General features: G+C 64.1%; 20 protein-coding genes and 1 pseudogene. 9 read left to right on the top strand and 12 right to left on the bottom strand.

The features are described from left to right. Window positions 1-175: 175 nt before the first annotated feature. The 5 genes from metX to B9A19_RS14130 are packed head-to-tail and all read left to right on the top strand — an operon-like array spanning window position 176 to window position 6,227. Window positions 176-1,309 (top strand): homoserine O-succinyltransferase MetX, encoded by a 1,134-nt coding sequence (metX, locus tag B9A19_RS14150; protein ID WP_084091456.1) that lies wholly within the window; start codon window positions 176-178, stop codon window positions 1,307-1,309. Continuing rightward, a complete protein-coding gene (metW, locus tag B9A19_RS14145; RefSeq protein WP_084091455.1) occupies window positions 1,306-1,899 on the top strand; it encodes a methionine biosynthesis protein MetW in 594 nt (197 codons plus the stop codon). The genes metX and metW overlap by 4 nt, the downstream gene beginning before the upstream one ends. 2 nt (window positions 1,900-1,901) lie before the next feature. Next, the gene (locus tag B9A19_RS14140; RefSeq protein WP_084091454.1) at window positions 1,902-2,876 is read left to right on the top strand and encodes a Gfo/Idh/MocA family protein; all 975 of its coding nucleotides are present in this window, start codon (window positions 1,902-1,904) and stop codon (window positions 2,874-2,876) included. Between the two features lie 4 nt (window positions 2,877-2,880). Then, the gene (locus B9A19_RS14135; protein WP_084091453.1) at window positions 2,881-4,014 is read left to right on the top strand and encodes a M14 family metallopeptidase; all 1,134 of its coding nucleotides are present in this window, start codon (window positions 2,881-2,883) and stop codon (window positions 4,012-4,014) included. Continuing rightward, the gene (locus B9A19_RS14130; RefSeq protein WP_084091452.1) at window positions 4,011-6,227 is read left to right on the top strand and encodes a CHASE domain-containing protein; all 2,217 of its coding nucleotides are present in this window, start codon (window positions 4,011-4,013) and stop codon (window positions 6,225-6,227) included. Before B9A19_RS14135 ends, B9A19_RS14130 begins: the two co-directional genes overlap by 4 nt. A 113-nt stretch (window positions 6,228-6,340) precedes the next feature. On the opposite strand, the pseudogene B9A19_RS14125 reads toward B9A19_RS14130, so the two are convergent. The 7 genes and pseudogenes from B9A19_RS14125 to msrQ form a co-directional block, all read right to left on the bottom strand. Further along, window positions 6,341-6,577 (bottom strand): annotated as a pseudogene (locus B9A19_RS14125) (DUF2845 domain-containing protein); the annotation flags it as partial. A 164-nt stretch (window positions 6,578-6,741) separates the two neighbouring features. Then, window positions 6,742-8,004 carry a hypothetical protein gene (locus B9A19_RS14120; protein WP_084091450.1) on the bottom strand — a complete coding sequence of 421 codons (1,263 nt, stop codon included), beginning with the start codon at window positions 8,002-8,004 and terminating at the stop codon, window positions 6,742-6,744. A gap of 5 nt (window positions 8,005-8,009) precedes the next feature. Beyond that, window positions 8,010-8,774, bottom strand: a complete 765-nt coding sequence (locus B9A19_RS14115; protein ID WP_084091449.1) for an outer membrane lipoprotein-sorting protein — start codon at window positions 8,772-8,774, stop codon at window positions 8,010-8,012. A 10-nt stretch (window positions 8,775-8,784) separates the two neighbouring features. Next, on the bottom strand, window positions 8,785-9,153 hold the full coding sequence (locus tag B9A19_RS14110; protein WP_084091448.1) for a DUF2306 domain-containing protein: 369 nt from the start codon (window positions 9,151-9,153) through the stop codon (window positions 8,785-8,787). 11 nt (window positions 9,154-9,164) lie between these two features. Then, window positions 9,165-10,553, bottom strand: coding sequence for an ABC transporter permease (locus tag B9A19_RS14105; RefSeq protein WP_084091447.1), 1,389 nt, complete (start codon window positions 10,551-10,553; stop codon window positions 9,165-9,167). Continuing rightward, window positions 10,550-11,329 carry an ABC transporter ATP-binding protein gene (locus B9A19_RS14100; protein WP_084091446.1) on the bottom strand — a complete coding sequence of 260 codons (780 nt, stop codon included), beginning with the start codon at window positions 11,327-11,329 and terminating at the stop codon, window positions 10,550-10,552. The genes B9A19_RS14105 and B9A19_RS14100 overlap by 4 nt, the downstream gene beginning before the upstream one ends. Window positions 11,330-11,868: 539 nt before the next feature. Beyond that, complete coding sequence (msrQ, locus tag B9A19_RS14095) at window positions 11,869-12,447, bottom strand: protein-methionine-sulfoxide reductase heme-binding subunit MsrQ (protein WP_084091445.1); 579 nt, start codon at window positions 12,445-12,447, stop codon at window positions 11,869-11,871. Between the two features lie 138 nt (window positions 12,448-12,585). On the opposite strand from msrQ, the gene proB reads away from it, so the two are divergent. Beyond that, window positions 12,586-13,707 carry a glutamate 5-kinase gene (gene proB / locus B9A19_RS14090; protein ID WP_084091467.1) on the top strand — a complete coding sequence of 374 codons (1,122 nt, stop codon included), beginning with the start codon at window positions 12,586-12,588 and terminating at the stop codon, window positions 13,705-13,707. Window positions 13,708-13,890: 183 nt separating this feature from the next. Here the strand turns inward: proB and B9A19_RS14085 are convergent, their stop codons facing one another. Continuing rightward, window positions 13,891-15,480: an outer membrane protein assembly factor BamB family protein gene (locus B9A19_RS14085; RefSeq protein ID WP_084091444.1), complete on the bottom strand. Its 1,590-nt coding sequence runs from the start codon at window positions 15,478-15,480 to the stop codon at window positions 13,891-13,893. A 456-nt stretch (window positions 15,481-15,936) separates the two neighbouring features. Further along, the gene (locus tag B9A19_RS14080; RefSeq protein WP_084091443.1) at window positions 15,937-17,745 is read right to left on the bottom strand and encodes a hypothetical protein; all 1,809 of its coding nucleotides are present in this window, start codon (window positions 17,743-17,745) and stop codon (window positions 15,937-15,939) included. 345 nt (window positions 17,746-18,090) lie between these two features. Between B9A19_RS14080 and B9A19_RS14075 the strand changes: the two genes are divergently transcribed. From B9A19_RS14075 to B9A19_RS14065, 3 genes are all read left to right on the top strand, one after another. After that, the gene (locus B9A19_RS14075) at window positions 18,091-19,167 is read left to right on the top strand and encodes a lysozyme inhibitor LprI family protein (RefSeq protein WP_084091442.1); all 1,077 of its coding nucleotides are present in this window, start codon (window positions 18,091-18,093) and stop codon (window positions 19,165-19,167) included. Window positions 19,168-19,306: 139 nt separating this feature from the next. Beyond that, on the top strand, window positions 19,307-19,549 hold the full coding sequence (locus B9A19_RS22175) for a hypothetical protein (protein WP_139798853.1): 243 nt from the start codon (window positions 19,307-19,309) through the stop codon (window positions 19,547-19,549). 270 nt (window positions 19,550-19,819) lie between these two features. Further along, window positions 19,820-20,617 (top strand): hypothetical protein, encoded by a 798-nt coding sequence (locus tag B9A19_RS14065; protein ID WP_139798852.1) that lies wholly within the window; start codon window positions 19,820-19,822, stop codon window positions 20,615-20,617. A gap of 198 nt (window positions 20,618-20,815) precedes the next feature. Here B9A19_RS14065 and B9A19_RS14060 read toward each other — a convergent pair whose 3' ends face one another. The 3 genes from B9A19_RS14060 to B9A19_RS14050 all read right to left on the bottom strand — a co-directional run bounded on the left by B9A19_RS14060 (window position 20,816) and on the right by B9A19_RS14050 (window position 22,318). After that, a complete protein-coding gene (locus B9A19_RS14060) occupies window positions 20,816-21,331 on the bottom strand; it encodes a hypothetical protein (RefSeq protein WP_084091439.1) in 516 nt (171 codons plus the stop codon). A 218-nt stretch (window positions 21,332-21,549) separates the two neighbouring features. After that, complete coding sequence (locus B9A19_RS14055) at window positions 21,550-21,912, bottom strand: hypothetical protein (protein WP_084091438.1); 363 nt, start codon at window positions 21,910-21,912, stop codon at window positions 21,550-21,552. 136 nt (window positions 21,913-22,048) lie between these two features. Further along, the gene (locus B9A19_RS14050; protein ID WP_084091437.1) at window positions 22,049-22,318 is read right to left on the bottom strand and encodes a hypothetical protein; all 270 of its coding nucleotides are present in this window, start codon (window positions 22,316-22,318) and stop codon (window positions 22,049-22,051) included. Window positions 22,319-22,341: the final 23 nt, after the last annotated feature.

The following is a 22,341-nucleotide window of genomic DNA, read 5'->3' as shown; positions in this document are numbered from 1 at the left end:
GCTGTCGCTTGTCGGTAGCACGGATGAGCGCTTTGTCATGTCCCCGAACCGGCATGCCCCTGGTGTGCACGCGGCTTGCGGCTTTTGACCATGCGCATGCCCCGCGCAAACCCTGGCAGCCAGGCCGCAAACAGGTTCTAATATCACATTACGCTTTGATGGAACGCCGCACGGCATGACGCAATCAGTCGGTATCGTCACCCCGCAGAAAATCGCTTTTGAAACCCCGATCACGCTGTCGTCGGGCGTGACCTTGCCGCGCTACGACCTGATGGTGGAAACCTATGGCGAACTGAACGCCGCCCGGTCCAATGCCATCCTGATCTGTCATGCACTGTCCGGCCATCACCACGTGGCCGGCAAGCACCGCGAGGACGACAAGGCGCCCGGCTGGTGGGACACCATGATCGGCCCCGGCAAGCCCATCGATACCAACCGCTTCTTCGTGATCGGCGTGAACAATCTGGGCGGCTGCCATGGCAGCACCGGGCCGTCGACCATCAATCCGGATACCGGCCAGCCCTTTGGCTCGACCTTTCCGCTGGTGCTGGTGCGCGACTGGGTAGAAACGCAGGTGCGGCTGGCCGATCATTTCGGCATCCGCCAGTTTGCGGCCGTGGTCGGTGGCAGCCTGGGCGGCATGCAGGCGCTGCGCTGGACCATCACCCACCCCGAGCGCGTGCGCCATGCGCTGGTGATTGCCTCGGCGCCCAAGCTCACCGCGCAGAACATCGCCTTCAACGACGTGGCGCGCCAGGCCATCCTGACCGACCCGGATTTTCACGGCGGCGACTATTACCAGCACGGCGTGGTGCCCCGGCGCGGGCTGCGGCTGGCGCGCATGCTGGGCCACATCACCTACCTGAGCGACGACGGCATGGGCGAGAAATTCGGCCGCATGCTGCGCTCGGGCGAATACAAATACGGCTTCGATGTCGAATTCGAGATCGAATCCTACCTGCGCTATCAGGGCGACAAGTTCTCGGATTACTTCGACGCCAACACCTATCTGCTGATGACCAAGGCACTCGACTATTTCGACCCCGGCCGCTTCTACGGCGGCGATCTGGTGGCGGCACTGCGCGAGGCGCATGCCAAATTCCTGGTGGTGTCGTTCACCTCCGACTGGCGTTTCTCGCCCGAGCGCTCGCGCGAGATCGTCAAGGCGCTGCTCGATGCCAAGCGTGACGTGACCTATGCCGAAATCGAATCTGCACACGGCCACGATGCCTTTTTGATGGAAGACCCGCCCTACCACAACATCATGCGTGCCTACCTGAACCGCATTGCTGCGGAGGTGAACGCATGAGCACCCGTCCGCTCCGTCCCGACCTGCAACGCATTGCCGACTGGATCACCCCCGATGCCTCGGTGCTCGACCTCGGCTGCGGCGATGGCGAACTGCTGGCCTGGCTGGCCCGCCACAAGCACACGCGCAACTATGGCGTGGAAATCGACGTCGACTCGGTAACTGCCTGCGTCGAGAAAGGCATCAACGTCATCCACAGCGACCTTGAATCGGGGCTGACCCAGTTCGAGGATGGCTCGTTCGACTTCGTGGTGCTCTCGCTCACCATCCAGGCCATGCACAATGTCGAGGGCATCCTGCGCGAAATGCTGCGCGTGGGGCGCACCGGCCTCGTTACCTTCCCCAACTTCGGTTACTGGGAAAACCGCTGGCAGATCATGATCGGCCGCATGCCGGTGTCCGAGACCATTCCTTACCAGTGGTACAACACGCCCAATATCCACTTCTGCACGCTGTACGATTTCGATGGCCTGCTGGGCAAGCTGGGCATGCGCAACACCGGCCGCGTGGTGCTCAATGAAGGGCACGAAATCACCGTGCTGCCCAATCTGCGCGGCAGTCTGGCTGTCGTGCGCTTCGAAAAGGTCTGAGCATGCAGGCCATCCGTTTTGGCATCGTCGGCACCGGCAATATCGCGCGGCGCTTTGCGCAGGGCCTGCAGCACGTGCCCGGCGCCGAGCTGGCGCAGGTGTGGAACCGCAACCGCATCAAGGCACATGCCTTTGCCACCGAATACGGCGCGCACGTGTGCGAGGACTACGAGGCGCTGCTGGCCAGCGATATCGACGCGGTCTACATCGCCACGCCGCACACCAGCCACGCGCCGCTGACCGTGCAGGCGCTGGCCGCCGGCAAGCACGTGCTGTGCGAAAAGCCTGCCGCCGTGTCGCTGCGCGAGCTGGACGAGGTGCTGGCTGCCGCCAAAGCCAGCGGCAAGCTGTTCATGGAGGCGATGAAGCCGCCGTTCTACCCGCTGTTCGAGCGCCTGCGCGAGCAACTGGCGGCCGACCCCATCGGCAAGGTGCGCTTTGTGCGTGCCGGTTTTGCCAGCGCCGGCGTGCCCCCCGGCCATGCGGTGCTCAACCCGGCCCTGGCCGGCGGCAGCCTGCTCGATATCGGCATTTATGCCGCCTTTCTGGCGGTGGACTGGCTGGGGCCGGCGCTTGATGTGCAAACCCTGGGCCGCATCGGCAGCAGCGGCGTCGATACCTTTGCCAGCATCCAGAGCCAGCACGCCACCGGCATCGCCCAGCTCTATTGCGGGCTGGATACCTCGGGCAGCGGCGACGCGATGATCGGCGCCAGCGGCGGCCACGTGGTGATCCGCGAAAAATGGTGGAACCCGCTGCACGCAGTGGTGCATTACCGCGATGGCCGCAAGGTCGAGATCGATGCGCCGTTCGAGGGCAGCGGCCTCAATTACGAGACCGCGCACTTCTGTGATTTGATCCGTGAAGGGCGCACTGAAAGTAATCTGCTTACACATGCGCATTCTCGTGCCATGATTCAACTGATCGACGCGGCCCGTGCCGGTTTGGGCCTGCGTTACCCCTTTGAAACCGAGTAAGGCCATGCCCACCATTTCCTCCGTGTTCGATTCGGGTGCCATCGAGGTGATCGATGCCAGCGATATCGGCAACGTGCGCCTCAGGCTGCGCGCCGACAACGCCAGCGACTTCGCGCAGTGGTTCCACTTTCGCCTGAGCGGCGCCAAGGACAGGGACGCGGTGCTGCATTTCGAGAATGCCGGCCAGAGCGCCTATCCGGGCGGCTGGCACGATTACAACGCCGTCGCCTCGTACGACCGCGAGCACTGGTTCCGCGTGCCGGGCGAGTTCGATGGCCAGACCTACACCATCCGCCATACGCCCGAGCACGACGCGGTGTGGTACGCCTATTTCGAGCCCTATTCGTGGGAGCGCCACCAGCAGCTGATCGGCGGCGCGCTCGAGCTGTCGCCGTGGGTGCAATTGCTGCCACTGGGCCAGACGCTGGACGGGCGCGATCTGGATGCGCTCAAGATCGGCGTGGACGGTGCAGGCAAGAAAATCGTCTGGATCACCGCCCGCCAGCACCCGGGCGAAACCATGGCCGAATGGTTCGTCGAAGGGCTGATCGAAGCACTGGTGGACGACTGCAACGCCGTCGGCCGCGCGTTGCTGGGCAAGGCGGTGTTCTACATCGTGCCCAATATGAACCCGGACGGCAGCGTGCGCGGCAACCTGCGCACCAATGCGGCCGGCGCCAACCTCAACCGCGAATGGCAGAACCCCAGCCTGGCGCGCAGCCCCGAGGTGTACCTGGTGCGCCAGCAGATGCTGCACAGCGGCGTCGATGCCTTTCTGGATGTGCACGGCGATGAATCCATCCCGCACAATTTCGTGGCCGGTTGCGAGGACAACCCTTCGTTCTCGGCCCGCCAGCAGGGCCTGCAAGATGCCTTCAAGGCCGCGTGGCTGGCTGCCAGCCCCGATTTTCAGACCAAGCACGGCTACGGCGCCAGCCAGTTCGGCCCCGAAACGCTCACCTTGGCTACCAACTGGGTGGGCGATGCCTTTGGCTGCCTGGCCTACACCATCGAAATGCCGTTCAAGGACACCGCCGATGCACCGCTGCCGGCGGTAGGCTGGAATGGCGAGCGTTCGCGCCAGTTCGGCGCCTCGGTGCTGCAGGCGCTGCTGGCCGTGGTGGATGAGCTGAAATGAAGCTCAAGAGCCACTGGCGCAACTACCAGGCTTTGTGGCTCTGCTTGCTGGCCGGTGTGCTGCTGACCGGCCTGCTGCACCTCTGGCTGGCCGGCGAAATCCGCCGCGACCTGCAACAGGTGCTGGATGCCCGCGCACATGTGGTGGCGCAACAGCTGGAAGGGCGGCTGCGACTGCAGGCCGAGCTGTTGCGTGGCCTGCAGGGGGCGTTTGCCGCCAACCCCAATCTGGATCGCCAGCAGTTCGGCCAGTTGCTCAACCAGCTCAATGTCGAACAGCGTTACCCCGGCTTTGTCACCATGTCCTTCGTGCGGGCGGTGCCGCGCGCCGATCTGGCCGGCTTTGAAGCACGCGTGCAGCCCACGCTGGCCGGCTCACGTTATCCGCCGTTTCGGCTGACGCCAGCCAACCCGGCTGGCGACATGCTCTACATCACCGATTATGTCTATCCGGTGAACAATGCCACCACGCAATATTTTGGCCTTGATGTCGGCTCGCTGCCCGCCAGCCGCGAGGCCATCGAATACGCGCGCGACTACAACCAGGGCGTGATGACGCGCCCCTATATGCTGGTGGGCCTGCCCGAGCAGTCGCTGGGCTATGTGCTGCGCTATCCGGTTTATCAGCCCGACCAGCCGCTGGCATCGGTGGCGGCACGCCGGCGTGCCTTTATTGGCACCATAGGCGTGGTCTTTCGCGTGGCCGACGTGGTGTCATGGGTAGACCCGAAGCTGCGCGAGCAAGTGCAACTGGCATTGTGGGACCAAGGGCGTTTTCTGGGCCACAACAGCGCCGACGGGGCGCTGCGCCTGTATCCGCCGGGCGACCTCGCGCCAGCGGCGGCACGCTATACCGCCACCGAGCTGATCGACCTGCCCGGCCGCCAGTGGCGACTGGCGCTGGGCAGTGAGCAGGGCATTTATGCCGATCGCTACATGGGCATCTGGCGCATGTTGTGGCTGCTGGGCATTGGCCTGGCGCTGGGCGTGGGCGTCATACTGCAACGGCAGCGCAACGCGCGCGACATGGCGCTGAGCATCGCCGACGAAATCACCGAAGACCTGCGCGCGCAGCAAAACCTGCAGCGCCGGCTGGTGCAGGTGGCCGAAGCGGCACAGGATGTCATCGTCAGTCGCGACGTGCACGGCCGCATCGTTTATGCCAACCGCGCCGCACGTGAAGCGTTTGCCGCACAAAACCGGCCTTTGCTGGGGCATACCGAGCCGCTGTTCACCTCGGCCGAGCTCGCCAGCACCGACAAGCCGCTGATGCTGGAAGGCCAGCTGCACGAACCGGGTGGCGAGCAGCGCCATTACGACTTGCGCATCGTGCCGCTGCAGGACAGCAACGAGCGGCCCGACGGCAGTGCGCTGTTCGCGCACGACGTCAGCGGCCACCACCGGCTGGAAGTGCAGGCCAAAACCAACGACGCACGCTTTACCGACCTGATCGAGCTGGCCAACGGCTGGTTCTGGGAGCAAGACGCGCAATACCGCTTTACCTTCATTTCCGGTTCTTTTTTGCGCCGGCTGGGCGTGGATGCCAACCGCCTGCTGGGCAAGACACGCTGGGATCTGGGGCAGGGCGGCATTTCGGAGCAGGAATGGTTTGATTTCCGCCAGCGTGTGGCGCAGCACCAGCCCTTCCAGGATTTCTGCTACCTGCTGGAGCTGGGCCGCACCCCCATCCTGGTCAGCGTATCGGGCAAGCCGATTTTTGACGAGCAGGGCGTGTTCATCGGCTATCGCGGCGTCGGCCATGACGTGACCGCCATCCGCGCTGCCGAACTGATGGTGCGCAGCGAGAAACAGCGCATCGAATCCATTCTCGACTCGATCGGCGATGGCGTGATCACCACCGACATGGCCGGCAAGATCGAATACCTCAACCCGGTGGCCTCGGCGCTGATCGGCTGGCAGCCCGAAGAAGCGCTGGGCCGTCCGCTCAGCCGCATTTTCCAGACCGTGGATGAAGACACCGGCCTGCCGTCCGAACCGCTGCCGCAGCCCATACTCGACGGCACCACCCTGGATGGCGCGCTGCAGCGCCGCAGCGTGTTGCTCAACAAATTTGGCCTCAGCCTGGTGATCCAGGAGTCGAGCATGCCGCTGCGCGACGTCAATGCCAATATCGTCGGCGCCGTGCTGGTGTTCCGAGACGTGAGTGACTGGTGGGCGCGGGTGACGCACGAGGCCTCGGGCGGCGAGCATTGAGGGACGGATACCCCGCCCGTGCCGGGCGCCTGTTGCACCCTCGGCCGTGATCGGTGGCTGTACCGGCATCAAGCCCCCGGGCCACGCCGGGTGCCCGCCGGTTTTGCCGGCCGCTACTTGCTGCCGTATCCCAGCATGTCGATCTGCGTGAGCTCGCCGTTGATGAAGGTCAGCCGGGCGTTGAGCTGGTTGCTGCCCCGGTCGTACAGCCACACTTCCTTCACGCCGATGTCCTGCTGGCGCACGGGTTTCTTGTAGCGGTCATACCAGTAGTGCACGCCGTAGTCGGGTGCGGTGTATTTGTCCACGCTGTCGGGGTCGCCGCAGCGGCTGCGCACCATGTGCGTGCTGTCGCCGCTGGATCAGCAGATTGCCGCAGCGCAGCGTGTCGGCATGGGCGTTGAGGGCCAGCAGCAGCAGGCCGGATGCGATCCATTTCATGGTGTTACCCCGATGGTTTGCCATGCTTTCGTTGTACACCCGCCCGCCTCCGCCAAACAGATACAAAAGGTAATCAGAAATAGCGGGTAAGCAATACCTGCCACAGCTGCCGCTGCGGCAGCGCGCCGTATTCGCTGCCGCTGTTGCCGCCGTAGTGCTGCCATTGCAGCGCCACATCGGTCTTGTCCCAGTGGTAGCGCGCTTCCAGCCAGCTCATGCGGCTGTGGTCGTCGCCGTTGATGCGCAGCATGCCGGTCAGGTCGAGGTGGTTGATCAGCGCATCCTGCCAGGCGGCACGGATAAACCAGGCGTGGCGGGTGGGCAGCGCCTGCAAATCGCTCACCGTGCCGCGATAGGCCCAATAGCGGCCGGGGTTGCCGGCCTGCAGCGCCTGCCAGCCATCGTCGTCCAGCCCGGCGCCGTTGTAGTCATACTCGACGGTAGTGCTGAGCTTGAAATCGGTGGTGTAGGTGGCGCCGATGGCCAGCCGCTGGCGGAACGCGGTGTCGTCACCACCCAGTGCCTGCGCCAGCTGCGAGCGTTGCCGCCCGCCCGACCATTCCAGATACGCCACCGTGGCCGGGTTGGCCAGCCACGACAGGTTGAGGCCCAGTTGCGGCGCGCCGCCGGCCTGGTGGTACAGCAGCCATTCGGGGCTGAGGCTGTCGCTAAGCCGGGTGCTGACCGACAGCAGCGCGCGGTCTTGCCCGTTGGTGCGGCCCCAGTCGGGGTTGAAGCTGCCGTCCTCGCGGTGGTCGGCCAGCTTGGGCGAATAGAGCAGGGTGGCCGCGCCGCCGTCCCACAGCTGCTGGCCGCGCAGCATCACGCTGCCCTGGCGGTTGTCGCGCAGGCTGCCGGGGTCTTCGGATACGCGCGAGCGCACCGCGCCGGCAGCAAACCAGTCGGTGGGGTTGTAACCCATGGCCACGCCGTAACGCGTGTTGATGCGGCCGACATCCAGCGCACGCGTGGGGCTGGCCTGCCAGCTGACATAGGCATCGCGCAGCGTGTTGATGGCGTCGCCGTCCTGCAGCGTGCCGCTCCAGCGCTGGTCCACCCGGTCTGACAGCACCAGCCGCCAGTCCGGCGCCAGCCGCGTATCCAGCTCCACACTGGCCGACACGCGCTGCGAGCGCGTTTGCGTGCCATCGCGCTGGTCGCTGCCGCCGATGGCGCCCTCGATCAGCAAACGCCAGTCGCGCGCCTGCTCGGTGCTGGCCTGTGTGTTGTCGGCCAGGTTGAGCGCATCCTCATCGCCAGCCAGCGCGTGGCCGGCGGGGGCCAGTGCGCCCAGACCGAGCAGCAGCACGGCCAGCGGCTTGTGTAACGTGTGCATGTGCCTCACTCCGGCTTGAAGCGCGGCAGATAGTCTTTCTGCAGCCAGCTGTCGGCAATGTCGCGCCAGCCATAGTCGGCAAAGCGCATCACCGTCACCCAGTTGGGGTCGAGGCCGTCGATGATGACGGTCTCGGTCGGCCGCAGCACGCCCAGGCGGTTTTCATAGTGGCGATAGTAGGCGGTCTTGAGCAGGCGGCCACTGTCGGCATAGAACTTCGATTTGATCGGCTGGCTGGATGCGCCGTCCACCCACATTTCGATCTTGTGATAGGTCACGTCCGGCGCGACGGCGGCCAGCACCAGCTTGTAGGCATGGCGGTTCTTGCGCTCGCCGTCCTGCACGTCTTCTTCGCCGCCCAGCTCGGCCTTGTAGTCCTTGGCCAGGTTCACCGTCACCACATCGCCATTGGCGGCCTGCCCCAGCAGGCGCTGCTGCGGCGAGATGCGGATGCTGGCCTTGTTGGCCGGGTCATAAAACCACAGGTCGTTGCCGCTCTTGAGCATGAGCTTGCCGGCATCGCGCGCCGGGGCCACGAAGCGGATCAGGCTGCGGAATTCGCCGCCCACCTTGTCGGCCTTGGAGTAGACCGCCAAGGTGCTGCTGTCGGTCTGCTTGCCGTTGCGGTATTCGGTCAGGGTGGTGGTGAGCGCGAAGGGCTTGTCCGGGTTGCGGATGGCGTCGGTCGCCGCCAGCAATTGCTGCGCATCGGGCGCGGCGTGGGCCATGCCGGCCAGCAGCAGCGTGGAGATCAGCAGGGTTTTCAACATGATGGATTCCTCAAACAGTAAAGGTTTGCAGCCAGTGGTGCAGCAGGCGGCCCGGCGTGGCCACGGCGGCGATGCCTGCACCCAGCGCACCCAGCCAGGCGCCGACGATGAAATTGCGGTGCGCGACTACATTGCCGCGGCGGATGTGGCGCACGGCGGCATACAGGCAGTACAACACCCACAGCGACAGCAAGTGCACGGCGCTGAAATGGCCGGTGAGGCTGGTCAGCCCGAACGAGCTGAGTGCCGTGGCGGCCATCGCCGCCAGCCAGACCCAACCCAGCCGACGGTGCAGCCGCGTGCCCTTGTGCAGCATGAACTGCAGCGCGCCCAGCAACAGGGCCAGCACGGCGAGGGCGGCATGGATAGGGGCAAGCATGGCAGCAGGCCTCAAACGTGGCGCAGCGCGTCGACGATTTCGAGTCTGGCGGCGCGGCGTGCCGGCCACCAGGCCGACAGCACGGCCACTACGGTCAGGCCGATGGCGGTGCCGACGATCATGCGTGCCTCGCCCCACACCCGCACCATCAGCGGCACCGGCTCGACATTGCCCGGCGGCGTCCACGTCAGCCCGCCGTGGTTGATCAGCCAGGCCAGCGCCAACGCGGCCAGCACGCCCAGCACGCTGCCGATCACGCCCAGCAGCAGCCCCTCGGTAACGAACAAGCGGCGGATGCCGCCCCGGCGCAGGCCGATGGCGCGCAGGGTGCCGATTTCCACCGTGCGCTCGACCACCGCCATGCTCATGGTGTTGCCGACGGTGAACAGCACGATGGCGCCGATCAGGATGGCAATAAAGCCGAAAATGGCGGCAAACATGCCGGTGATCTGGCCATAGCTGGGGTTGAGCGTGGCAAAGTCGTGCACTTCCAGCGCCTCGCCCTTGAGTGTGGTGCGCAGCAGCTCCTCCAGCCGGGCCCGGGCGGCGGGCAGCTGGCTGGTGTGCTGCAGCTGCAGCACCACGGCGGTGGCCTGCGGCGCATCGCCGCCGTAGACCAGCTTTTGTGCCTGTTGCAGGTGCAGCATCACATACAGGTCATCCAGCTCTTTCACGCCCTGCAGCTCGGCCTTGACCACATTCAGCCCGGCCACATTGGGCGCGCCGTGTGCATTGGCCGCCAGCAGCTCGATATGCGTATCGGCCTGTGCCGGCTGGCCACTGGCCTCTTGTGCCGACAATGCCGCGATATCGTCCGGCGCCCTGGCGCCATCGGTCACCACCTTGGCGGGGGCCTGCGGGCAATGCTTGACCTGCAGCGGGCCGCACAGTTGCAGCACGCGCGCCACGCCGGTGCCGATCACGGCCGAATCGGGCGAGGTGCCGGTCAGCGCCAGCGACTTGAAGTGGTAGGGGAAGCCATAGTCATTCCAGCGCCGCATGCGGTTCTGGTCGTCGATCACCACGCCCGCGCCGATCACGGTGCGCGATACGCCCTGGCTGAAATTGCCGGCAATGCCGCCCAGGTTCAAGGTGGGGGTCACCACCGTCAGCATGGGCTTGAGCACCGCATCGTTCTGCACCACATCGATGATGTGCTGGTAGTTGGGAATGCCGTAGGCGGCCGGGTTGCCGCTGCCGTACAGGAAGTAATCCTTGTGCTGAATCTGCAAATGGCCGCTGTGCTGCACAAAGCCGCTTTGCAGGCCGTAGTTGATGTTGCCGCTGTAACCGCCGAACAGCAGGATGGATACCGCGCCGACGATCATTGCCAGCAGGGTGGTGAGCGAACGACGATGATTGCGCCACAGGTTGCGCAGCGCCAGGTTGATGGTGTTCATGCTGTGCCCTCCAGGCGGCTGGCTTGTTGGTGGCCGTGCGCTTGCACCGGCACCGGGCTGGGTTGCGGATGGGTACCGACGGCATGATCCAGCCGGCGGATATCGGTAATGCGGCCATCGCGGATGCTGATCACGTCGTCGGCGGCGGCCAGCACTTGCGGATCGTGCGACGAGAACACGAAGGACACGCGCAGCTCGCGCTGCATCTTGCGCATCAGCTCGATGATGGAGGCACCGGTGTGGCTGTCGAGGTTGGCGGTGGGCTCATCGGCCAGCACCAGCATGGGTTCGGTCGCCAGTGCACGCGCAATCGCCACACGCTGGCGCTGCCCGCCGGAGAGCTGGCCGGGACGGTTGTTCGCCTTGTCGGACAGGCCGACCGCATCAAGCAACGCCCGCACCCGCTCGCGCCGCTGCGTGGCGTTCAGCGCCTTGCCCGACAGCAGCAGCGGGTATTCAACGTTCTCGTACGCGCTGAGCACCGGCAGCAGGTTGAAGTTCTGGAACACAAAACCGATGCGGCGCGCGCGGAAATCGGACAGCGCATCGTCCTTCAGCTTGAGCACTTCCTGGCCATCCACCAGCAGCTCGCCGCTGTCGGGGCGATCGATGCAGCCGATCAGGTTGAGCAGCGTGGTCTTGCCGCTGCCGGAAGGGCCGGACAGCACGGTGAAGCGCTCGGCATGGATTTCGACATTGATGTCGGTCAGCGCCGGCACATCGACGGCATCAAGCCGGTAATGCTTGGCGACATTGCGCAATACGACGGGGTTCATGGTGGGCTCGCTCGTAGTAGGACAGAGGCAATCTATAGTCCTGCCGGCGCGCCAACCTGATCAGTATTGCGCAATGCAACGTGAGCGGCTTGCCTGCAGTGGGACGCGTTCACTTTATCCAGCCTGACCGCAAGCCTGCATGACATGCGACGAAATGCCGCCATGCCGGATGAGTGACATGAAATGACGATGAAATGTCCCAGCGAGCTGGCATGATTTTGCGCAGGAACGCGGCCGGCACGCAGCAGAGACCACTGTCGAGCGTGAGCGAGGCTCCGCTCCCGCGCGGCGGCGAGGGCTGGGGAGTGGAATCAAACGGGATGAGCCCTTGCATCACCTGCCGGATATGGCCCGAACCCGGCTTGGCCGGGTTCTTGATGTTGTTTGATTTACAACGACAGGCAGCAAGTACGCGCAGGCTCGAAGGCGAGGGCGGGGGGAGTGGGGTCAAACAGATCGCGTCGCTGCGTCGCCTGCGAAAAACGGTCAGGGCCCGGCTTGGCCGGGCTCTTGATGCAGCACCGGGATGCTGCCAACACTCATCCGGCAGCGCGACGCTTCCACCAGCGCCACACCCGCCAGCCCAGCAGCAACGCCAGCAGCACGGCATAGATTTCCGGCACGCTCACGTCGCGTTTCACCAGCCACCAGAAATGCAGCACGCCCAGGATGGCAATCGGGTAGACCAGTTGATGCAGCCGCCCCCAGTTGCGCTTGAGGCGGCGCATCATCGCGTCGGTGGAGGTGACCGCCAGCGGGATCAGCAGCAGCAGGGCGCTAAAGCCCACGGTGATATAGGGCCGCTTGAGGATGTCGCGACCGATGGTGGAGAAATCCAGCTGGCGGTCCAGCCCGAGATAGATGCAGAAATGCAGCACCGCATAAAAGAACGCATACAGCCCCAGCATACGGCGCAGTTTCAGCAGCTCGCCCCGGCCGGTGAGCTGGCGCAGCGGCGAAATCGACAGCGTGATCAGCAAACCGGTCAGCGCCCAGCGCCCGCTGGAATGCAGCAGCCACGCCACCGGGTCGACCTCGCTCGGCACGCGCCAGCCCATGCGCGCCAGCGGGTAGAGACAAAGGATGAAGACGATGATTTTCAGTGTTTTGATCGACATGTAGCACTCGGCAAGCGGGTATTTGCATCGTATACGCCCATGCGCAACGATCAGATGCATAGTCGGCACAATCTGCCGAATGTGACAGCAGCAGAAGGTGACAGCGATATAATGGCCGCGCACAGAGAGGATAGTTCCATGCCCGTCAGCCTTATTCAGTCCGCCCACCGCCTGGTGGTGAAAGTCGGTTCGTCGCTCGTTACCAACGAGGGGCGCGGTCTCGATCATGTTGCGCTGGCGCGCTGGGCCGCCGAAATCGCCGAACTGCGCCGGCTGGGCAAGGATGTGGTGCTGGTGTCGTCCGGCGCGGTGGCCGAGGGCGTGGCGCGGCTGGGCTGGAGCGAAAAGCCCAAATCCATCCACGAAAAGCAGGCAGCAGCGGCCGTCGGCCAGATGGGGCTGTGCCAGGCCTACGAGAGCGCCTTTCGCCAGCATGGCCTGAAAACCGCGCAAGTGCTGCTGACACACGAGGACATGGCCGACCGCACCCGTTATCTGAACGCACGCTCGACCCTGCTCACGCTGCTGTCGCTGGGCGTGGTGCCCATCATCAACGAAAACGACACGGTGGTGACGGCCGAAATCAAGTTTGGCGACAACGACACGCTGGGCGCGCTGGTCACCAACCTGATCGAAGGCGATGCACTGGTCATCCTGACCGACCAGCAGGGCCTCTACACCGCCGACCCGCGCCGTGATCCGGCGGCAAAACTGATCGACGAAGCCGTGGCCGGCACCGCCGAGCTGGAAGCAATGGCGGGCGGCGCAGGGTCGTCGGTCGGCACCGGCGGCATGTTCACCAAGGTGATTGCTGCCAAGCGCGCGGCGCGCAGCGGCGCGGCCACCATCATTGCCAGCGGGCGCGAGGCCAATGTGCTGACGCGGCTGGCCAACGGCGAGGCCATCGGCACGCAACTGGTGGCGCAAACCACGCCGCTGGCGGCCAAGAAACAATGGATAGCCGACCACCTGCAAATCCGTGGCCGGCTGCTGCTGGATGCCGGCGCGGTGCGCGCGGTGCTGGAGCGCGGCTCCAGCCTGCTGCCGATCGGCGTGGTGGCGGTCGAGGGTGATTTCCAGCGCGGCGACATCGTGCGCTGCATCGGCGCGGACGACACCGAGATCGCACGCGGCATCGTCAATTACTCCAGCCAGGACGCGCGCAAGATCGCGCGCCTGCCCACCGGCCAGATCGAGTCCGCGCTGGGCTATATCGACGAACCCGAGCTGATACACCGCGATAATTTGCTGGTGGTGTAACACCCGCCTGCCCGGGCCTGATCGGGTTGATGGACCCGATGCTTGCCACTGACGCGCGCAGCGAGGCGCCCTCGCGGCGGCGCGGACGGGCGGCGTGGAATCGATCAGGGCGCGCCGTGCGCCCATGGCCCGCTGCCCGGCCCGGCAAGGGCTGCCGGGCCGGTTGGTGCACTGCGTGCAGGCTTATTTCAGGTTGATCGCGGTGATGCCCGAGTAGGTGGTCACATACAGCAAACCATTGGCCGACAGCGCCAGCGTGCCCATGCCCGGATACTGCCAGACGATGCGGTGCGAGTTCAGGTCGATGGCATACAGCGCCGTGGTGCCGTTCACGAACAACAGGTTGTTGGTCACGATCATGGGGGCGAATGTCAGCACGGCTGACTGATCGTTGGAGTACGGCAGCACTTGCGACCACAGCAGCTTGCCGCTGGCCTCGTCATAGGTTTCAACGCGTGTCGGGAAGTTGCAGGTGATGTGGATCTTGCCGTTGGCCACTACCGGCTGGCCGTTGAAATCACCGCGCACCGACCACGCGACGCCGCCACCCACGTTGAGCCGCGTCAGCGCGCGCTGCGAATACTGGTTCCACGGGTTGACCAGGATGATGTCGTTCTGCGCGCCCACCACGGCATGCGCACGCGGTACCCAGTTGAGGTAGCTGACCGCGTCAGGCAGAGTTTGCTTGAGTGCGCCGGTGTTCTTGTCGAACACATGCAACTCACCCTCCGAGCCGCTGCTGGTCGGGGTATTCATCAGGGCGCCGTAGCTGTAGGCATTCTGGCCATCCACGGCCACGCTGGCGCTTTGATAACCCAGCGTGGGGCCATAGCTGCTGACCACGCCGTTGGCAGAGACCGTGGTCAGTTTTTGCCCGGCCAGATAAACCGTGCCGTTGTCCACCGTGGGCCTGCTCGCCGGGGTATCACCCAGATTGAAGCGATCGGTATAGCTGGCCGACCGCAGCTGGCTGCCGGTCTTGATATCAAAGGTCAGCAGTTGCGCATTGTTTGCGCCATTGCCGCCGGTGGCAAGCCACGAGACATAAACCAGGCCATTGGCCGAAGCCAGACCGTCCGTGCTGCTGTTCACGGTATTGGGCCAGCCAAAATAGCTGGACCAGCGCTGGCTGCCGGTGTTTTCGTCCAGACCGATCAGGCTCTTGCCGGCGCTGGTGACCGCGGTGCCATTGTAGATGGTCGGCTCCGAAGGGGGATTGTAGAGGGGGGTGGTCCAGTGCCAGCGCAGCGAGAACTTGGCCGGGTCGAGCGTGACCGGCACATAGCCGTCGTGCTTGGCATTGCCCTGCGCGGTGCTCCAGTCGGCAACGCCGTCCCAGCGCGTCAGCGCCGGTTGCATCATGCCGACATTGACGCGATACGGCACGCTGACCGGCGAGCCGGCATACTGGCTGGCGCAATCGGCCGATTTGCATAGTTGCACCTGCAGCTGGCCGCTATAGCTGCCGGCGGCCAGGCTCGCTTGCGTGCTCATCACGGCATTGAACGTGCCATCGCCATTGCTGCTGATGTAGGCCCCGCTGGAAAACACCTGGTTCGAATCGACAACCTTGATGAAGATATCTGCCGGCTTGGCGCTGGCCAGCTCGGCCGACGGCGTCGCCACCAGACGCACTTCGCTGCGCTGTGTGCCATCGGCCGTGGCTGCAATCGTGGCCGGCGCAAACGCCACTGCCGATGTCGTGTTGCCGTTACCACTGCTGCTACCGCCGCCACCACCGCCGCCGCAGCCGGCCAGCGCCAAACCGATCATCAAACTGCTTGTAGTCCAGACTGCCTTCACGCCACGCGCCCCTTTGTAAAAATGGTGATCTCAAGTGATCGGGGCCATATTTTGTATCAAAATGACTACCTTGCTCGTGATTTATCGCAAAAATGCGGCCTCTTTCCGGCTGAATCTGCGGCGCCCCGGGCCATGCCTGCCTGGCGTAGCGAGGCGCCCTCGCCATGGCGGGGGCGTGGCATCAAGTAGGGCGCGCCGCTGTTTCACCTTTAGAGCCGCTAACCAAACCCTGCTGGCGGCGTTACGCTCACTTGCCGTACGCCTTGTACTGTCTGCGTTTCGCGTGCCTTGCCAGCACCGCTACACTGGGTTTTGTTAGCGGCTCTTAACAACCGGTGACGGCCGACTGTGCCGGGGGCTTGCTGCCGGCACGTCCACTGATGATGGCCGAGCGGGCATGACAGGTGCTCAGCGCGGGGCAGGCGCCTAACGGTTTTTACCTATGGGCAGGCAATCAAGGGGTTGAGCGAGGTCGGGGTAGCCGCCCAGATGCACGGCGTAGACGCGTGTGTGGGCGTCGGCGGCCAGCAGCCCGCAACCGAGTGCGAATATCTGCTGCTTTTGATTGCTGACTGCGTTGTCCAGCAATGCAACGCTGCTTGCTATTGAATGCACCGACTGGCGGGTGTTTTCCAGATTGGCATGGATGGCATTGGCACTGGAGGCAAACGACGCAATGGCCTGATTGGTCTGGCTGAGTTGACCGGCGACTTGCGTGTTCGCGCGTTGCAGTTGGCTATCGAGACCGCCGGCAGCCTGTGCCAACCCCGTTGCTGTGCCATCCAGCTTGCGCGCGGCGCTGTCCAGCGCCGTGGCAGCGTTCAAGAGCTCACTGTTCGCTGGCGTTGGGCTGGTCGCGGGTGTGGGCGACGCAGCTGGCGGATCGGTCGGCATGGGCGAGCCAGTCGGCATCGCGGTTGGCACGGCTGCCAGTTTGCGCAGTATTTCGTCGTGCTGGCTTAACAACCGATCAAGTTGGACTTGCGAGACTTGCGTATTGCCAGGCGTGTTTTGCACCAGGGAATAGACGCCGTAGCCAATCAGGCCTGCGGGCATCAAGGCAACTGGCGCAACGGTCACAGCCAGCCCGGCCAGTTTGGCCAGATTGCTGGCAGTACCGCCTTCTGATTTTTTGCCTTCTTCGGGCTTATCATTTTTGTCGCCTTTCAGTCGATCCAGCCAGGTTTCCGGCGACATGCCCGCCACGCTCAGCAACGGTTGCAGCAAGACCAGCGCGCCTAACAAGGTGAGCAAGACGAACAGGGCTTTGAGCGGAGTCACCACACTTTGCAAGGCGGTGGGTTCTGGCGCTGTTGCTGTCGTTTCGGGCTTGGGTGTGCCGGTGTTCGGCGGCGCTACTTGCGACGCCTGGGATTTTGCAGCGGACGCTGTCGACGCGCTGGGTGCGGAGGCCGCCATGCGTTGTGGAAACAGCGAGGTTGCCACGATTGAACAGGGCTGCGACGCAGCGGTGGATTTATCGCAGCTGCCGGCTTCGCCGCGCAAGGTATCGAGGGTCAGCAGCCCGTACCAGCCCAGGCAGATCAGGATCATGCCGGTGATGGCTTGTTGCAGCATGCGCAAGCCGCGCAGCAAATGTGCATTCAGCGCCGAGGGGGCGGTTTGTTGTGTTGCCAGAGTTTGTTCGGCGGTGGCAATCAGCACTTTCAGGCGCAGCGATGGCGCTGAGGAGAGATCGCGCACTACTTGTGCGTTGTGGCATGCCTGCTGCAAATCCGACAAGCAGGCCTCAAGGCTGGTCGGCACTATTTCTTCATCTGCCGGCATCAAGCCCGTGTACATGGCCAGTTTGCGCTGCGCCAGCTGCAAGGCCGCTTCTACCTGGGCCTGCAGCGCCTCATCACCGTGCGCCAGCGTGCTTCCCAGCGCAATGGCTTTAGCGCAGTCTGGTGCTGCCGATTCGCTGTTTGTCGCCTGATCTTGCGACGGCATCAGGCGCAGGATGATCAGCTGGCACGTTACAAGGATGACGATGGCAGTCAGCAACAGCGCAACAAGCGCACCATCCGTCAGGTCGTTCAGCACGCGGGCCAGTACGAGGGTGACGCCCATTGTTGCGGCACACAGCAAGGCAGCGGCAATGATTTGCAGGCGGCGCTGCTGTTGGTCGGGCTGCGGTGCAGGCAGGTGGACCCGGATGGCGCGAATCACGATGGCGTCCGGCGCTGCCGCCAGATCTGGATCTGCTTGCGAGTTTCGGGGTTCCTGACTCATTGGGGATCCTTTCAGGCACGTGTGCGTGCAGCCAAGGGGGCATGTCGATGTCATCAGGGTAGCCAATCTGTTGCCTGAAGTGCGGGCAATTGATTACGCAAATGCAAGGGCGTTGCTGACGTACAACAATAGATTTGAGAAATGCCAAGTCAGATGTTCAGGCATCAGCGGCAGATGTACGCCGGGATCAGGGCCATTGCCCCGTGTGCAGCAGCACGCTGCGACAGGGGGCGAGTGGCTTGCAGCCAGCGACGAGCCGGATATCCCCTGCAGCGAGCGCCTGCTGCCGGGCTGTGGCATGCTGGGCACCGCAGTATTGCCTGCACAACGCCACCGTGACCTGCCATGCGCCTTTGCCTGCTCCCACCATTGCTGAGTGCCTGCATCCTCCTTCTGGCATTTGCGCCTGCGCGGGCGGCCAGCTTTGATTGCGCCAAAGCGGCCACCGCCACCGAAAAGGCCATTTGTGCCGATGGCCCGCTATCGCAAATGGATCAAGACCTCGCCCAGGTCTGGCGCAAAGCGCTGGCCATTGCCCCGGCCCCGGCGGTGCTCAAGGCAGCGCAACGGCAATGGTTAAGGCGCCGTGACGAATGTGGCGCCGATGCACCCTGCCTGTTAGCGCGCTACCGCGAGCGGCTGGCGGCGCTGGCCAAGGCATCGTCCATCGTGGAAACCGATCTGGCCGGCAATCGGCTGGAAGGGCTGAATGCGCCAGATTCGGGCAAGCCTACCCCCGGCGTGGACAAAGGCTGCACCGTCGACCAGCATATTTGCGTGCAGATTGTGGCGGCACAAGCCGATACGCCGCCTTTCATGCAGATCGACATTGCCGGGGCCAACGCCGCCAGCTACCGCTTTGCGCTGCCGCCGGCCCAAACGGACGGGGTGGATCAGGGCATCACGCTATGGCCCACACTGCTGCGGCTGGCCGATGGCGATACGCTGCTGGTGGGCGCGGAATACCATGTGAGTGCGTCCTATTCTGGTGGGGGCGGGCAGGCGGCGGCGCTGCAGCTATTTGAAATCAGCCGCAATGGCGCGGCCTTGCGCAGCCATCCGGTATTGTCCGTTCCCACGACGGGGTCGATATTGATACGCGCCTGTTTTTCGGAGCGCGATATGCGCCAGCGGCGTGGCGCATGCCATGACGAGTACGAATTTGACGGGCAGCTGGGGCTGGACCCGCGCGTGAAGGCCGGCCCGCCGCGGCTGGTCTACCAGACAGAGGCGACCAGCTATCCAGGCAAGGTCTCGCGCGATCAGGACTCGCTGGCCGCACTACCGCTGCGCAAGCGTGATCTGGTCACCGTGGCCAATCAGCGCTGCAGTTTCAAGCGCATCTTCCAGCTCGGCGGCCAGCCGCGCGCGTACACGCCGGATCGCCCATTGCCCGATTGCAGCAATTACACGGTGCCCTGAGCGGGGGATGGGGCAGGGCTTGATATCCACGTACACCAAGTCGCTGATTGCTGTCGCCGCCATCGGGCTGCTGGCGTATTTTATCGTGCCCGTTTTGCTGAAAGAGCGGTTGAGGGCGGCAACGTCGCAAACTTACTCAATGTGCCGTGACTTGGCGGCAGGCAAGGGGCAAGACGCTACTGCGGATGCCGAACTCCGGAAGCGTGAAGACCCTTGGGGCAACCACTACCGGCTGGCCCGCAACAACGACGGCAGCATGACCGTTGCATCACACGACTACGCCATGTTTGACGGGCGCGGCAGGGCCAGCGTGGTGTGCATTGCCGGGGCCGAACGTGGCAAGGCGGGCTGCGATTGCCGCATTGTGCGCACGGCGCAATAAATAACGTGCAATGCGCTAAAAGTTTGCACCAGCCCTTGGTCATGACGGCGCAATACGCTGCGCTAATGCACCCTACGCGCTGAATGGTCGTGGCATGCAGGAACGTAGGGTGCAATGAGCGCTGCGAATTGCGCCAGCGATTTGCCCCGGCCAACTGCCACTGCTGCGCATTACACTTGCGCTGGTGCGCCCCCGGCCTGGCCCAAAACTTGCACACCCTCCCGTATGTTCGCAGTCCGCAGGGGCCTGCGCAATCACCGGGAGATCAAGATGAGCCACACGGAAATAGCGCCCGCAAGCGGGGGCGCACCGGCCAGCAGCAGCCCGAGCGTGCGCCGGCAGCTGGGCACCAGAACCCCCGATCAGGATTTCTATCAAGCCTTTCTTGCCGCCCACCAGCGCAATGCGGCGGCAAGCACTGCCGGGGCCGACCCGGCGGCGGCAGTGCAAGCGCTGCAGGGCGAGCTGGGCGAGGCGCAAAGCGACAGTTTTGCCATGCGCGGCATCGATATCGCCACCCAGCGCATTTACGCCGAGGTGCTCAACCGTGCCTACAGCAGCCAGGCCATGGCCAATCCGCGTGCGTTTTTGCAGTCGCTGTCGCCGCAAGCGCTGGATGCGGTGCGCCTGAGCCACAGTCTGGCTGCGCCGATCCGGCCGGGCGAATTGAGCGACGAAGGCGCTGCCAACCTGCTGCTGCCCGTGGGCTACACGGTGGATTTGAACCATGACGGCATGGAAGAAATCGGCGCTGCGCTCACTTCGCACTTCCCGCCGCGCGATGCGCCCGCGGCCTTTGTCGATCAATGGCAGGCGGCCACGGCAGGCATGGATGACGGCGAGTTGATGACCTATTCCTTCCAGATGTACCACGCGATCTACGGCTTTCGCATCGCCGGCCAGCCGGCCCCGCCGCCACGTTTGCCCAGTGATCAATACGCGTCTTACGTATCTGCCGCCCGGCTGCTGCTGGACAACGTCGCGCTATCGCGCCCTTACAACACCCCCGCGCGCAGTGAGGCAGACCAGCGCTTCTTTACGCATTTGCTGGCGGTGCTGGGGGCGTAGTGCATTGCTGGCTGGCTGGTGGTGCTGCTGAATGGCGACGCGGCCCCAAGGCAAGACGGCACTGCGCCACAGCTGTAGGGGGCAATGAGCGTAGCGAATTGCGCCATCTGTCTGCCCCGGCCAACAGCCACTGCGGCGCATTACGCTGCGCCAATGCGCCCTGCGCGCTACTCGCAGCGTGTACGCAAAAATGTGCGTTCACCATCTGACTGCGTGCACATGCTTTTCCAGCTCGGAGGTCGGCCCGTTGTGCTCGGCAGTGAGGATGCAGCTTGTGCCCGGCACGCCGCTGCGGCATTGCTCCACGATGGCGCACAGGGCTTGCAGGCGCTGTTCGTACTCGTCGATGCACAAGCCTGCGGGAAAGGTCATGTCGTTCCAGAACACCAGCTCCAGTTCGAGCCATCCTTCGCCGGGGTCTAGCCAGAGGTAAATCTGCAAGTGTTGTGCTGAACCGCACGCCGAGCGCAATGCATGCTGGCAAGCATGGCTTGGTATGGACTCGAGCCGGGCTTGCCACTGGCGATCAAACGGGCTGCCGGTTGCAAGTGTTTCGCCCGCATGGGCAAGCACTTCCAGCGCCGGCAAGGCAGAGAGCACCGCAATGACTGCAGGCAGCTGCGAGATCGGCAGGCCAATGAGGAAGATCTCTGTGGCGGCGCCATCAAAGTCAGCCAGCAGGTGCTGTGCGGTTTGCCAGGTGGGGATGGTCATGTGTGCCTGCAGCCGTTCGGGGCCAGCCCAAGGGAGTCATTCGCATCGCGAATTGTGCCATGGGCTTGCACCAGCCAGCTGGTGTATTGCGCACGCGCCAATGCGCCCTGCGCGTTGCACCCCGCGCGATGGCCGTGACCATATGCTCCACCGGGGTGCGGCGCAATTCGCTGCGTTCATTGACGCCCTACGCCCTGCTGCGCCGCGCGCTCTATGCTCTATGCGCCGGGGCTGCGAACGCCTTCCTGAAAAAGCACCTTGTCATCAGCCAGGGCCTTTTCAACATGCCATACGCCGTCTTCAGCCTTGATCAGTACATTCAGCCGGATTGTCCGTTCTGCGTGTTCCAGCTGAAAAGCGAACTCCCCTTTGCCCCGGCCATTCATGGTTTCGGCAGAAAAGCTGATCAGCCTGAGCCCCTCGGGCGCGCCGAGCGTGTTGCGCACCTCGGGCGCATGCAGCGCAAACTGCTCTGCGCAGCGGTATGCGTCTGTATGCCGCACGCCTACATAGCTCACCCCGATAATGATCATGCCCAACAGGGTGGCCGCGCATAACCACTTGAGAAACTTGCGCATCATGGAAAAACCGCCGAAACCTTGGATTTGTACACAAGCTTTGCATCTTGCCGAATGAGCCGCTACAACGCGGCAGAACACATCGCCGGCCCGGTGTTTGCCCAAGTCCACAGGGCTTGGGCATTGCATCTCACAGCGCTTAAAACGCCTTCCCCAAATCTGCCGCGCTGGTCGTCACGCCCGGCACCGGCAGCGGGTTGATGCCGGGAACCGAGAACTGGTGCCTGATCTGCTGCATGGTGGCCTTGACCTGCACCTTGTCGGTCTCGCTGAACCACAGAAAGGTGGTGGGGTGGCTGTCCACGGTCGGGCCTTCGGTGATGCGGCGCACCAGGCTCAGGTTGAACACCGTCACGTTACCCTTGGGGTCGACATTGAAGAAGCCGAAGGGCTGAAATTCACCGGGCATGGTCTTACTCCATCGTTAAGGAG

Source organism: Andreprevotia lacus DSM 23236 (assembly GCF_900176275.1).
Lineage (GTDB): Bacteria > Pseudomonadota > Gammaproteobacteria > Burkholderiales > Chitinibacteraceae > Andreprevotia > Andreprevotia lacus.
Note: the sequence above shows the minus strand (reverse complement) of the source record. Positions and strands in the feature narration are given on the sequence as shown.